General features: G+C 49.9%; 14 protein-coding genes. All 14 read right to left on the bottom strand.

Annotation, left to right across the window (positions count from 1 at the left end; all coding sequences use genetic code 11):
* Positions 1-313 precede the first annotated feature (313 nt).
* On the bottom strand, positions 314-1,732 hold the full coding sequence (locus AC58UW_RS19955) for a sulfatase family protein (RefSeq protein ID WP_497422360.1): 1,419 nt from the start codon (positions 1,730-1,732) through the stop codon (positions 314-316).
* Between the two features lie 5 nt (positions 1,733-1,737).
* Complete coding sequence (locus AC58UW_RS19950; RefSeq protein ID WP_497422359.1) at positions 1,738-3,129, bottom strand: sulfatase family protein; 1,392 nt, start codon at positions 3,127-3,129, stop codon at positions 1,738-1,740.
* A complete protein-coding gene (gene cysC, locus AC58UW_RS19945) occupies positions 3,126-3,665 on the bottom strand; it encodes an adenylyl-sulfate kinase (protein ID WP_497422358.1) in 540 nt (179 codons plus the stop codon). The genes AC58UW_RS19950 and cysC overlap by 4 nt, the downstream gene beginning before the upstream one ends.
* Positions 3,666-3,689: 24 nt before the next feature.
* Positions 3,690-4,685 carry a Gfo/Idh/MocA family protein gene (locus tag AC58UW_RS19940; protein WP_497422357.1) on the bottom strand — a complete coding sequence of 332 codons (996 nt, stop codon included), beginning with the start codon at positions 4,683-4,685 and terminating at the stop codon, positions 3,690-3,692.
* Positions 4,679-6,127, bottom strand: a complete 1,449-nt coding sequence (locus AC58UW_RS19935; RefSeq protein ID WP_497422356.1) for a sulfatase family protein — start codon at positions 6,125-6,127, stop codon at positions 4,679-4,681. The genes AC58UW_RS19940 and AC58UW_RS19935 overlap by 7 nt, the downstream gene beginning before the upstream one ends.
* Positions 6,128-6,159: 32 nt before the next feature.
* Positions 6,160-6,960, bottom strand: coding sequence for a sugar phosphate isomerase/epimerase family protein (locus AC58UW_RS19930; protein WP_497422355.1), 801 nt, complete (start codon positions 6,958-6,960; stop codon positions 6,160-6,162).
* Between the two features lie 19 nt (positions 6,961-6,979).
* Positions 6,980-7,969: a Gfo/Idh/MocA family protein gene (locus AC58UW_RS19925; RefSeq protein ID WP_497422354.1), complete on the bottom strand. Its 990-nt coding sequence runs from the start codon at positions 7,967-7,969 to the stop codon at positions 6,980-6,982.
* 21 nt (positions 7,970-7,990) lie between these two features.
* Positions 7,991-8,914 carry an AraC family transcriptional regulator gene (locus tag AC58UW_RS19920; RefSeq protein WP_497422353.1) on the bottom strand — a complete coding sequence of 308 codons (924 nt, stop codon included), beginning with the start codon at positions 8,912-8,914 and terminating at the stop codon, positions 7,991-7,993.
* 108 nt (positions 8,915-9,022) lie between these two features.
* The gene (locus tag AC58UW_RS19915) at positions 9,023-9,781 is read right to left on the bottom strand and encodes a DeoR/GlpR family DNA-binding transcription regulator (RefSeq protein WP_497422499.1); all 759 of its coding nucleotides are present in this window, start codon (positions 9,779-9,781) and stop codon (positions 9,023-9,025) included.
* Between the two features lie 50 nt (positions 9,782-9,831).
* Positions 9,832-10,653 carry a sugar phosphate isomerase/epimerase family protein gene (locus AC58UW_RS19910; RefSeq protein ID WP_497422352.1) on the bottom strand — a complete coding sequence of 274 codons (822 nt, stop codon included), beginning with the start codon at positions 10,651-10,653 and terminating at the stop codon, positions 9,832-9,834.
* Positions 10,654-10,679: 26 nt separating this feature from the next.
* Positions 10,680-11,135 carry a hypothetical protein gene (locus AC58UW_RS19905; RefSeq protein ID WP_497422351.1) on the bottom strand — a complete coding sequence of 152 codons (456 nt, stop codon included), beginning with the start codon at positions 11,133-11,135 and terminating at the stop codon, positions 10,680-10,682.
* On the bottom strand, positions 11,119-11,517 hold the full coding sequence (locus AC58UW_RS19900) for a hypothetical protein (protein WP_497422350.1): 399 nt from the start codon (positions 11,515-11,517) through the stop codon (positions 11,119-11,121). The genes AC58UW_RS19905 and AC58UW_RS19900 overlap by 17 nt, the downstream gene beginning before the upstream one ends.
* Positions 11,514-12,539, bottom strand: coding sequence for an ABC transporter ATP-binding protein (locus AC58UW_RS19895; protein ID WP_497422349.1), 1,026 nt, complete (start codon positions 12,537-12,539; stop codon positions 11,514-11,516). Before AC58UW_RS19895 ends, AC58UW_RS19900 begins: the two co-directional genes overlap by 4 nt.
* Positions 12,536-13,570 (bottom strand): ABC transporter ATP-binding protein, encoded by a 1,035-nt coding sequence (locus AC58UW_RS19890; protein WP_497422348.1) that lies wholly within the window; start codon positions 13,568-13,570, stop codon positions 12,536-12,538. The genes AC58UW_RS19895 and AC58UW_RS19890 overlap by 4 nt, the downstream gene beginning before the upstream one ends.
* Positions 13,571-13,578 lie beyond the last annotated feature (8 nt).

Raw genomic sequence — 13,578 nt, 5'->3', positions numbered from 1 at the left:
CCCTTTGAGTTAAAAAACCTGAAGTTCCCCTCCGGAAACCAAAACTTCGCTTTTTTTGTCACAAAAGGGGGATGAAGTTCCGTTTATATGACGAAGTAGGTTCTACTTAGAGATGAATGTGGGCAGCTCATTGGATGAAATCCAACGAGATGCCGAAATTGGACGTGCAAATATTATTTTCGTTGGAGTAAATCCAATGAGAGGCTGGAATTTGAGGCAAATAAAGCGATTTCATCGTAAGTCATTGGATTTCGTCCAATGAAAACTCCATAAGGCCCTTGAAAGATAACCAAGCTGGACATATCATCCTCTACTACCCCTTCCGCCCCTCCAGCAGCTGATCCCGCATCCAATCGTTTTGCACGATCCCATCGCCATCCTCGTACAAAATATGGTATAGCCGCTTCCGCAGTTCAGCAACAACAGACCTGTTAGCCGGATGATGAATCACGTTATGCAGCTCATGAGGGTCATGACTCATATCGTAAAGTTCATCGACATCCGTACAATTCCAGATGTATTTCCACTCCCGGGTGCGAATCATTCGCTGCGTGTAGAGACCGAATTGTCCGCCATTGTAGGAGGCGACAACTTCATCACGCCACTTCTCAGGTTCAGCCCCGAGAAGCAGCGGCAGCAAAGACTCGCCATGAAGCCGATGCTCAACCGGCGGCGGCTCCGATTCGCTGATCGCGAGCAGTGTCGGTGGCAGGTCCAGCAAGGTCTGGACGAATCGCTCGCAGCGGCTGCCAGGTGCAATAACACCAGGCCACCTAACGATTAGCGGAACCTTAACGACGTCCTCGTATAAGACGTAATGTTTATCCAGCATCCGGTGCCCGCCGCACATGTCGCCATGATCGGTTGTAAAAATGACAACCGTGTTCTCACTTTGTCCGAGCGCGTCTAACTCCGCAAGTACCTTCCCAACCGCATCATCTAACTGAGTGATAATCGCATAGTATCGCGCGACGATAGGCGCCCAATCCGCCCAGTCATAGTTCTCGATCTCCCAATTTCTAAGCTGCTGACTTTGGATATACGGCTTATTCGCGAATGTTTCACGGAAGCTTCCCCATTCGGGAATGCTCTCCGGTGAATACATAGCTGCGAACTCGGCAATCGGACGGCAAGGCAGATGCGGCTCTTGGAAATTAACCCGCAGCTGCCAAGGTGCGCCCGAGCTCTCCTCCGACAGCCGCTTCATCAAAGCCATGGCCATTTCGGCTGTCTGGTGTGTCCGCGTATCCTCAAGCGGCAAGGGGTCGGTTTCGCCAAAGAACCCGCCAGTATACGTCAGTTCCGGGTACTGCGCCTTTGTTCGCTCCCGGTATTTCTCATCACTGGAAACAAAAATATCGTACCCATAATGCGTTGGATCACAAGTCGGATGCACATCCCATTTTCCGAGATAGCCGTTCCTGTAGCCTGCCCCTTGCAAAGAACGGGCCCACGAGTAGCTCGTGGGCTCCAATGCACCGATTCGCATTCCCAAAGAGAAGTTCCAAAGTCCGCCGAAGGATTCAGCCCTCCTGCCACAGACGAAAGACTGCCTCGCTGGACCACATATGGGAATATGATTATAGGCGCGGTCGAACCACATGCCCTCGGACGCGAGCTTATCGAGATGAGGCGTCCAAACAGGCGCCTGCTTGCTATAGCCGAGGCAGTCATACCGCAACTGATCGACCATGATGATAAGCAAATTCGGCTTTTGAGCCATCTCCGACATGATGATTACCTCCCCGCACGTCTAGCTGCGGATGCTTCATCGAATCGGTCACGCCGAGGATCCTTGATCCATTCATCCCATGTTAAACCATATTGCAGCAAAATCTCATGAATCCGATTGCGAAACGGGAGTCCCGCTTCGATCTGTGTCAGCATGGGATCCGCCCGTCCATTCAGCATTTCCTCTGTCCAATTATCTAACTGATAGGCCAGTTCATCCGCAATAGTCGGAGAGCTTTCGGCGATATTCACCGTTTCATCAGGGTCAACACGCAAATCGAATAGTTCCCTTGGCGGACGTACAAAAGGTCCTGCATCCAGCGTACGAATAAATTTATAATCCTTCGTCACGATCCCTCTGCTGGCTTGCCAAGCGCACTCGCTCAAATAAATGGCATCATGCGTCCCATCCGCTTCCCCTCGTATACTCGGCCACAAGCTGCGCCCGTCGATGTTAGGCGGTGTTAGGATACCGGCTGCTTCCAGAATGGTCGGCAGCATATCGACCTGCTGAACTAAGCCTTTGACCCTTAGTCCCTTTGGAATTCTGCCGGGCCAGCGCATGATCATCGGGACTTGAACCGAGGTTTCGTATAAACCGCAGTGATCCCAGTAAATATCGTGTTCCGTCAAGCTTTCCCCATGATCGCCGAACAAAATCAATAAGGTGTCATCATAGACCCCTTCCGCAATGAGCAGCTCATCGAGCTCTCGAAGACGATCATCGAGGTATCGCACTTCTGCATCATAAAGCGCATTGACGTAAGCAGCATCCGTTATAGGGCCTAGCAAATCGTAATGATGATGCTTAAAAAACGGATAAGCCGCATGGTTATATGCGGCATGCATACTGCGATTTGCCGGATCATAAGGATCGCGGCTCTGATCATAGAATGCCGGCACATAACTTGCCGGCGGCTGGTAAGGTGTATGCGGATCCCAATAATGCAGGAACAGAAAGAAGTCATCTTCTTTATGCTCGCGAATCCACTTGAAGGCAAGCTGGTTAACCGACTTCCCGTCAATGCTGCGCGTCTTTTGAACGGAGTTGATGTAGTACCGATAGCCTCTGGCAAACCATTCTTTTAATTGGTATAAATTATCAACAGCAGCCGTCGTAAAGCCTTGATTTTGTAAAAGTGAAGGCAGCCATGACTCCTTCTTAGGCAGCTGTGTAAGCGGTGAACCGTGTGAAACAACGCCTGTTCGCAGCCCTACTTTTCCCGTAAATATACCGGTATGGGCTACTTCCGTTGGAATGTCTGCCGCATACGCTCTTTCGAACAGAACACCTTGCTCCGCTATTTGATCCATGTAGGGCGAAGTTGGCTTCTCATAGCCGTAACAGCCCAGCCGGGAGGCGCGCATCGTGTCCATGGAGATGAAAATAATGTTCATACGGCCTCACTCCGTCCTGTTTTTGTCATCAAATAATCCAGGATGAAAGAGACATTGCTCTCTACCTCGTCCACATGCGTACGAATGACGATGTCCGGCTGTTCTGGCGTTTCATACGGGTCCCCAATGCCAGTAAATTGCTTAATCTCATCGTTTCTGGCCTTGGCATACAACCCTTTCACATCTCGGCGTTCACACTCTTCAAGTGGACAATCCACGAAAATTTCGACATAACCGGGCAGCTCGGCACGGGCATGCGCTCTCATTTCTTCATATGGCGTAATGGCAGATACGATGACCGTAACACCATTGCGCGATAACAGCTTGCAAAGAAAAACGATACGCTCAACATTCTTGATGCGGTCCTCCCTGCTAAAGCCCAACCCCTGGGAAATCGTCCGCCTAAGCTCGTCTCCATCAAGCAACTCTACTTTCCTGCCGGTGACACGAAGTGGCTCAACTAAGGCACGAGCCGTCGTTGATTTGCCTGAGCCTGAGAGACCAGTGAACCACAGTACCTCTCCATCTTTACTCATAACCTTCCTCCTTCGGATCGGTTTTTAGGAAATTGGGATAACAGCACCATTCGCCAGATGGGAACGGATAGCCGCTTCAATGATTTCTTGCACGGCCAAGGCGTCCGCGCCTGAGGCTGCGATTTGTTCAGGAGGAACACCCTCCTTCACTTCCTGAAGAAAGGCATCCAACCGAAGACGAAACGTATCCTCAAAGCCTCGCATGCCGCTCATAATTGAATTCCTGTAAACCCGCAAATCTTCCTGACGGTGAGGATAGTACGTAAGCGATTCATATACATTATCCAGCACGAATCTGCCTCGATCACCTGCCACCTCACAAGCCTCAATGGGGTGAATGCCGAACATATCGTAGCTGCCCAGCAAATGACCAACCGCGCCAGAGGCAAATTCCAGATTAATGGAAGCTGTTGACCAGACCGTACGGCCAGGTGCTTTCGTCAAAAAAGCTTGAACACGGCGAACCTCGCCTGCAAAATAACGCATCACATCGAGTGAATGCGGGTGCAGCGCACGCAAATGGATCCAGGGACTGGATTCATTCGGATTGCCGATCGTCAGCTTCATGTTTACAAAAAGCGGATGGCCGATATCCCCATTCGACATCCACTGCTTCGCCTTCTTAGCAGCAGGCGTGAAACGATGATTGAGATTACAGGCGAAACGGACGCCTTTTTCTTTGGCAAATTGAACCATTTCCCGGGCTTCTTCTAGTGAATTGGATATGGGCTTCTCAACCATTACATCCTTACCGGCAGCAATGGCTTTCATAACAGGCTCTCGGTGATGAGAGCCATTTTCGATTCCGCCCGTAGCTACGCTGATGATATCCAGCTGTTCAGCTTCAAGCATTGTATCCAAGTCGTAATAAGCCTTCACGCCAAATTGTGCAGCAACTGAATCCGCCAGTTCTTTGTTCAAATCGCAGATAGCGATAAGTTCGCTATCTGCGTGTTCCTTGTAACACCGGCAATGTATACGTCCTATGTGATTGACTCCGACAACGGCTATTCTCAGCATGTCGAATCGGCTTCCACTTCTGCGGCTTGGCCTTCCGCTTCTGCCACTGCTTCTGCTTCCTTCTCTTTCGTTTGCAAGGATCGCGCTGTCCTCGGGGAACCGATATGCATGGAGTCAAAAGCCTGCTGCGAGGTCTTGAACGGACCGCAACCTAAGCCATGCCAATTCAAATTTGTATAGATCGGATTCTCCCGCCCAGTCTCTTGCTCCCGCTTCGCTATATGCGCATTTAATCGACTCAAGAGATGGGCCGCTACTTCCGGCTCTTCATCAACTAGGTTATGCAGTTCCTCAGGATCGCGAACCAAATTATACAGCTCTACTGGAGGCTTGAAATGTATATCTGGCTCAAGCGCTACAATTAGCTTCCATTCCTGCGTCCGCCAGCCATGTTTGCGCATCCATGTGCATTCTGTGATGTACATTTCACTCTCCGGCACCCGCTCCTCGCCTTTGACAAGCGGAATCAAGCTGCGGCCATCAAATGGAATCTCACACGGTATGCCCAGAAGCTCAACAATGGTCGGCATCACATCTTTAATTTGCGAAGAGCTGGCTACACGCTTACCTGCCGGCAGCTTGCCCGGGAAACGCAGAATTAGCGGAATTCGCAAATTCGTTTCATACAGCCCATGGTGGTCATAATAACAATCATGCTCATTTAAGGTTTCACCGTGATCGGAAGTGATGACCACGAGCGTTTCGTCTTCGATGCCAAGGGATCCAAGTGCAGTGAAAATCGCTTGAATACCCGCATCCATGTAGGCAATCGCGCCATCATACTGCGCGTCGATATATTTGCTGTCTGTACATCCCTCAGGGAACCAGGAGCTGAAATAATCAGCGAATGGTTTAAAATCGTAAAGCTCATCCAACGAGTGATTATCGGGATCACACTCATTGCCATCATAAAACATCCGCTCAAACGGCTTAGGCGGCAAATACGGCGAATGCGGATCCATGTGCCGCAAAAAGAGGAAAAACGGCTTGCCTTCGTCCTTAAGACGCTTCATTTCCGGAATCGCGACACGGTTCAAGTTATCCGCCTTTGGGCTTCTGCCGGTTTCGTCAGGTCCCCAGCCTTCGAAATCAATGTACTTCTGAAAGCCGCGCGCCGACGGGTTGCCTGTGAAGCCGATACACGTTGTATTGTAACCGTTCTCTTCCAGCAGCTCAGAGAGCATCTTGACATGATCGCCAACAGGCCCGCCATGCCGCAGCGCGACAACGTCTGTTCCGAAACAGTCCATACCCGTGAGCATGGAGGCATAACCTGGAGTCGTTGGAATACTTGGGGAGAAATGCTGCTCAAACAGCACGCCTCCTTGGCTATACTGATCAATATGCGGCGTTGTCAACCGGTGATAGCCATAACCGCTCATATGATCTCGACGTAAGCTGTCTATACCAAGCAGCAGTAAATTCGGCATTTTTGATGTCATGTGAATGACTCCTTCTCCGTTTTATTATCGACTTATCTCGCTCCAAAAGAGCGCAGTACGGCATTTAAATAGCCATAGCTTTCAGCTGCTACAATGGAAACTTGCGCGAGCGAGTGCCCATTAGCGCCAATGACTTCAAGACATACAGGACCCTCATAGCCGTTATCCGCAAGCACTTTGCAGTAGCCGATCAAATCAATGTCTCCTCGTCCACATGCCTGTTTGTCGATCGTGCCCGGACCCGTTTGCCTGCCGCTGCAGTCACGAATATGAATATGCTTCACGCGTGAGATTACAGCCGGCAAGGCGGCTTCCGGATTCTCGCCAGATCGATAAATATGACTTGGGTCCATATCGATACCAAAAGAAGGATCTGCAATTGCCTCTATCGCTCTTAATGAGGTTGGCGTATTATAAATCGAACCGCCGACATGCGCTTTCACGCAAAGCGTAACCCCGTACTCACTAGCGAGTTTTGACATTCTCGTCAGCTTTTCAATCGTGAACTGCAAATCCTCTTCCACGTCCGACTTTCCACCTGGACCCACATTGACAACTGGTATCCCGAGCTCAGCTGCAGCCTCAAATGCAAGCGGAAGCCTCGTCTCATTCAGCTCAGCCACTTCCATCGACAGGAGCTTCAGCCCAACTTCCTCGGCAATTCTCCGAATCTCTGGCGCCTGCTCCCGCCACTTGTCAAGCTCGATGTGCTCGCACATGCCTTTGATCGCTGAGAGTTCCACACCGTCATAACCGCAAAGCTTAATATGCTGCGCTGCCGTCCTAAAATCGAAATCTTTGAACAACACCGAATTTATCCCTAATTGCATCATGGCTTACTGCCTCCCCAGGTTATAGTTCAACAATGCTTGACGTTTCAAATGAACGAATAGCTGCTTCAATGATTGTCTGCGCTTTCAGCGCTTCTTCTCCCGAGCCATTGATTTGATCATAAGGCACTTTGGCATCCAGCTGTTCAATCCAATCGCTGATACGGCTTTTGAACGTTTCGTTGAAATGGCGCATGCCTCCCAAATAGCTGTAGCTTTCCGTTGCAATGCTGTGACGAGGATAGTAGGTTAAGTGCTCACAAGCATCGTCCAGCACGAATCGGCCTTTGGAGCCGACAACTTCGCAGCGTTCCAAGCCATAACTGGCTCCAGCATCGTAGCTGCCGACGAGATTCCCGATGGCTCCATTTTCAAACTCGAGCATAACCTGCGCATTGGACCAAATCTTCCTGTTTTCACCTTTCATCATGAAGGCGGCTACCCGCTTCACATCCCCGCAGAAATAACGAATCACATCGAAGGAGTGCGGGTGAAGCGCACGCAAGTGAAACCAAGGCGACGTTTCGACCGGGTTGTTGATCCACATTTTCATATTAATCATATGTAATTGACCGAGACGGCCTTCTTGTACCCATTCTTTGGCACGAAGGGCTGCAGGTGTAAACCGATGATTCAGGTTCACGCCGAAAGGGATCTGCTTCTCTTTGGCAAGCGCCACCATCCGTTCCCCTTCGTCAATCCGGTTGGAAATCGGCTTTTCTCCGAGCACAGGAATGCCCGCCTCCAGCAGCTCCATCGTAGGTTGATAGTGCTCGCCGCCATTCTCTTCCCCTTTGGTCGCCATCGAGCAAGCATCCAAATGAATGCCGCTAGCCAGCATTTCCTGCACGCTATAAAAAGCTCTGCAGCCGAATTTGGCCGCAGCCGCATCTGCTTTCTCTTTGATGATGTCACATACAGCAACAAGCTCTGTTTTCGCATGTTCTTGGTACACACCCGCATGGATCGAACCGATATTGCCAACCCCGACTACCCCAACCTTTAACGTCATTGCTTATTCCTCCCGTTTCTTCTACTGGACTTCCTGCGCGTTCTCTAGCACTTCCCCATGCAAATCACGGTACTGCCCTGGCGAGCATCCGACTCTCCGTCTAAACAATTGTGTGAAAAAGGCCGGGTCCTCATAGCCTACACGCTGCGCAACATGAATCACTTTGTCGTCGCCTTCTGTCAAATACTGCTTCGCCCGTTCAATTCGAATTTCATGAATACGCTCTGTTACGGTTTGATTCGTTTCCTGTTTAAACACCCTGTTTAGCTGCCTGCTGCTCACATTAAACAACTCGCACAAATCGGGAATGGTCATTTTTTTATCAAAATGGCGCTCCAGAAACCCCGTTATCCGGCGTACCAGTATCGTATGATTCGCTGATCGTGAGCTCTTTTTCTCCTTGCTTGTGGAATCCGCATAGCAGCGAGATAGCAGGATGAGAAGCTGGAGCATTTGCAGTTTAATGAGCGTTAAATAGCCTGGCCGGTGATGCTCCCATTCTGAAATCATCGTTTCAAGCAAAGTAAGAACATGATGCGATGCCTGCCCCATTAAATTCAACCTGTGATGAAAGCGTTCTCTTGGATTTAAGAAAGGATGCACATAATAGTAATCCATGGACTGTGACACGCCCAATTCCTTCAGCAGAGACTCATGAATTAATTCTGGCGTGAAGAGACAATTAATAATCTCGATGCCTTCTCCCGGCTTCGTACGATACGTGTGAACTTCCCCGGGGTTAATAATAAAGACATCGCCCGCTTGGATCTGGTAGGATTCTCCTTCAAACACATGATCCGCTTGACCGTTAACCACATAAACAAGCTCGATAAAGTCATGTGAATGAACGGTCGGCATATTATCTTGATGATGAAAGCAGCGGTTAATGCTAAACGGAATTTGCTTGTCTTTCATGAATTGACTTTGTCGCAGGAGATTAACCATAGGTACAATTCCTTTCTTTGCTTCTGTCTTTATCATAAGGCATCCAGTTCACGCTTTCATTGCGGTTTCAGCCAACTTACAAGGGGATTGCGCCATTTTGAGTTACTCTTAGACTTGAATGACATTAATAAACTTACGCTGCAGCAGCTGCACATGATCAAGCGGCGTTTGTTCATCGGTAATCAGATGATGAATCTGGTTCCAAGCTCCAATCATCGTAAAAGCCTGCACATCAAATTTACTGTAATCCGCTAGGACAAATACCTGTTCGGCCATGCCGACCATTTTCCGTTTCACCCTCGCTTGCATTTCATTCGACTCGCTGATGCCCCGCTCCATATGTACGCCCTTGCAGGATACGAAAGCTTTATTTACATGATACTCCTCCAAGGCCTGCTCCGTCAGCGGTCCAACGAAAGAAAGTGAATTTGGCACAAGAATGCCTCCTGTGCTGATGACGCTGACGTTCTTCTTCTCGCTAAGAACCAAAGCCACCTTCAAGGAGTTGGTGATGACGGTAAGCGGAATGTCGGGCAGCAGCGCTGCCAAATGCCAAGTCGTGGAGCTCGCATCGAGTACGATGCGATCGTGCGACTCCACATACTTGACAGCTTGGGCCGAAATACGCTGCTTTTCCGTCACATGCACCGTCTCCCGCAGCTCGTACGAGGTTTCAGACGTTTGCGGCTGCAAACGAATCGCTCCACCGTAGCTGCGCAGCAGACGACCTTCGTTTTCCAAACGATCCAAGTCTCGGCGGATCGTTTCTTCCGTAACCCGGCATATCTGGCTGAGTTCAGTGACGCGCATGCTTCCCCGCTCGTTAACCAGCCGTAGAATGTGCTGAACCCTTTCCGCGACTAGCATCATCAAACACCTCCCAGAGCTTCAGATTTCCGATTTGATGTAGAGGATAATTAGCGGGTTTGGTCAAACGCGAGAACCCGATCACGAATTTCACAGAAATTATGGATATTGACATATTCCAAAATAAAGGGAACACCTTCGCTATGCTCATGATACAAACTCAGCAGCTTCCTCCAGTCAATATCCCCATCCCCAACACAGCGCCCGTAGGTATCATTGACCTTGCGGTCTTTGCCGTGAAAATAGGCTAGATGCGGCGCTAAATAATGGAACATCTCCTCTTCCGAGCTATTCGCAATTAAATTTGCTGGATCCAGGAGCACTTGAACATGCGGTGATCCGACCTGCGCCAAGAAATCAGCCGTTCGCTTAGCACTAGGCACAACATCCAGAACACAGGGTTCAAGCGCAAGCTTAATGCCGTAGTGGCCTGCACGCTCGCCAAGCCAGCTTATCTGCTGTTTGAAACGATCGAAATCCTTCTCGTACGAATCCGCTTGAATACCTCGTTTTCCCGGAGTGAATCCACACTCCGTTGCAACGACTGGCACGCCGGTCCCGGCAGCAATCTGCATATGCCGTTCAAAATACTGCAAATTCGCCTCCATTTCTTTCTCATCCGTTTCCAGCAAATTCGTAAATACGCCAATCGAGGCAACTTCGATGCCATGTTTGCGATAGGTCTCTACGATTTCTTGGCTTCTTTTATCCGTTAAATCACTGAGATCACTCCGACCATTATAACGCCAGTAGTTAGAATCTGTTTGCGAGAAGCAAAGCTCTGTCCATTTGAACCCGCGCTCAGCAAGCAGCGCCGCCACCTCTTCGTTCGATAATTGCGGAAAGCTGCGCGAAACAACACCTATATCCATACGGGCTAACCCACCTTTATCTAAAATTAACGCAAGAGCTTCCTGCGAGCCGCACTCCTAGCAAACCAGCCCAGCAAGACAGTCAAAACGCCTTCCATAATCAAAAAAAGCATCATATGCGTTTCAAACGGTACACTCAGCAAGACGTGCGAGAGGAAATTGCATACAAACAAGAGCCCCAGCTGAATGGCCAACAGCATGGCCGAAGCTTGCAGCACCTGCTTAGCTTCCGCCTTCTTTTTCAAATAATATTGGCAGTAGAATACATAAGCTAGCCAAACCACACCCATGAGCAGAAATGAAAAATTATCAATGCCCTGCCACGAGGAACGTTTAACGCCAAAAAAGGTAAGCAAAACCAGCAGCAGGCTTCGCAATTCGAACCAATTCATAATCCCCAGCGCCGCAGTAATGACGGTAATTCCCACCGATTTGTACCCAGCCGCCGGATCACGCTGCTTCATTTCAAGAAAAGGATCCATACGTGTTAGCGTCCCTCCAATCCCTTTCCACTCTTTGAAGGATACGCAGCGTAGCTTTTCGCGCTTCTTCACTTTCAACCAGCGTCGATTTTTTTACAAAGGCTATCAGCTTGCCGATTTTGTTCAAATAGGACTTTCGTGCCAATCGTTCAATTCGATCCGCTTGTTTGGTATTGCCTAGCTTTTGATGTTGAATCATGCGCTCGGTATATTTGGCCGTCCATGTTTCAGGAATCGAGCCCGTCGCTGTCAGTGTCTCCAAGTCACGCAGCTTGCCTCCTACCATTTTCTCGAGTAGCACCCTCATGTACCATAACGAACCCAGCATAATCAGGCTAAGGCAGACGAAGAAAACGAGCAGTGTAAGTAGAATATACGTCATATGGACGTTGCCCCCCTAAGCTCAAGCTCCCCTGCAAAATGACAAGCTGCGTAATGTCCATCGCCAACCTGCTTCAACTCTGGAGCCTGCTTCTTGCATATGTCTTTGGCGTAGGCACATCTCGGATGGAAATAGCAGCCGGATGGCGGATTCGCCGGGTTAGCGACTTCACCTTGCAAAATAATGCGGTTCGACTTCTTCCGAGGATCGGGTACAGGCTTCGCAGAAAGCAGCGCTTCGGTGTAAGGGTGCTTGGGAGCAGCAAACAAATCCTTCGTTGCCGCTGTCTCTACCATTTTGCCGACATACATAACGCCAACACGGTTAGAAATATGCTGAATAACACCGAGATCATGCGAGATAAACAGATAGGACAAGTTCAGCTTATCCTGCAAATCCTGCAGCAGGTTAATAATCTGCGCCTGTACGGACACGTCCAATGCCGACACGGCTTCATCGCATACGATGAACTTGGGATTCGTCGCCAAAGCGCGAGCAATACCGATCCGTTGGCGTTGGCCTCCGCTGAAAGCGTGCGGATATCGCTCCAGATGCCGGCTGTTCAGGCCTACCATCTCCATGAGATCAGCCACTCGCTCTTTGAGCTCGGGGCCGTGCGACATCCCGTTGCAGACGAGCGGCTCGGCAATAATATTAAGCACCGTCATCCGAGGATTGAGCGAGGAATAAGGGTCTTGGAAGATGAGCTGCATATCTCGCCGAATAGCTCGCAGTTCCTTGGCGTCCAGCTGCAGCACTTCCTGCATTTGCCCTTGGCGGTCCCGAAAGCGCACCGAACCCGAGGTTGGTTCAATCGCGCGAAGAATACAGCGTCCGAGTGTTGTTTTGCCGCAGCCGGATTCGCCGACAAGGCCGAACGTTTCGCCAGGACGGATATGAAACTGGACATCATCGACTGCTTTGACATAACCTACGTTTTTTTGCAAGAACCCCTTTTTAATCGGGAAATATTTCCGCATATAGCTCACATCAAGAATGAGTTCGTCTGTTTGTACCGTCATGAGACCACCTCGGCTTCTTTAAGCTCCGTTTCAACTAATAAGCAGCGAACTTTATGATCCTTTCTAACCTCGACAAGAGGCACGTCCGCTACGTTGCACACACCGTCGATCGCCATTTTGCAGCGCGTATAAAAGCCGCAGCCCTTCGGCAAATTCATCGGAAACGGAACGGTCCCTTCAATGGATTCCAGCCTTTTGTTCTCCCTGCCGATGGCCGGAATCGAGTTCAGCAGCGCCTTCGTATACGGATGTTTCGGATGATGAAATAAGGAGTCCACATCCGTGTACTCGACGACTTTACCAAGATACATGACCGCCACTTCGTCCGACATTTCGGCAATAACGCCTAGGTCATGCGTGATGAAAATGACCGAAGTATCATGATTAGCCTTCAGATCATTAATCAACTGAAGCACTTGCGCTTGGACAGTGACATCCAAGGCCGTCGTCGGCTCATCTGCGATGAGAATCGAGGGGTTGCAGGATAGCGCCATCGCGATCATGGCACGCTGCCTCATCCCGCCCGAAAGCTGATGCGGGTATTCGCTAAGCCGCTGCTCGGGATTGGACATGCCGACCTTGCGCAGGATGTCCACCGCCATGCGGTAAGCTTCTTTTTTATCCTGTGTTACATGCAGTAAGATCGCTTCCATAATTTGATTACCTACGGTATGAATAGGAGAGAATGCCTTCATTGGCTCCTGGAAAATCATCGCGATCTCATCGCCCCGGATATCCCGAATTTCCTTCCCCCTCGGGTCAAGCTTCACTAAATCCACCGATTCATTGTGCCCGGCGCCGCTTCTCTGCAGCTTGATCTCGCCTTCCACTTGGCCAGGCTTGGGAACAATGCGCAGCAGCGCTTGCGATGTGACGCTTTTGCCGCAGCCGCTTTCGCCGACGATGCCTAGCGTCATCCCGCGTTTGATTTGCAGATCAACGCCGTCGACCGCTTTCAACACGCCTTCATCCAAATGGAAGTGAACTTTCACGTCCTTCATTTCCAAAATGATGTTATCCCGATTTGACATTCACGCCA

Source organism: Paenibacillus sp. J22R160, assembly GCF_059692135.1.
The sequence above is the reverse complement of the archived record's forward strand: the minus strand, read 5'-3'. Positions and strand labels throughout refer to the sequence as shown.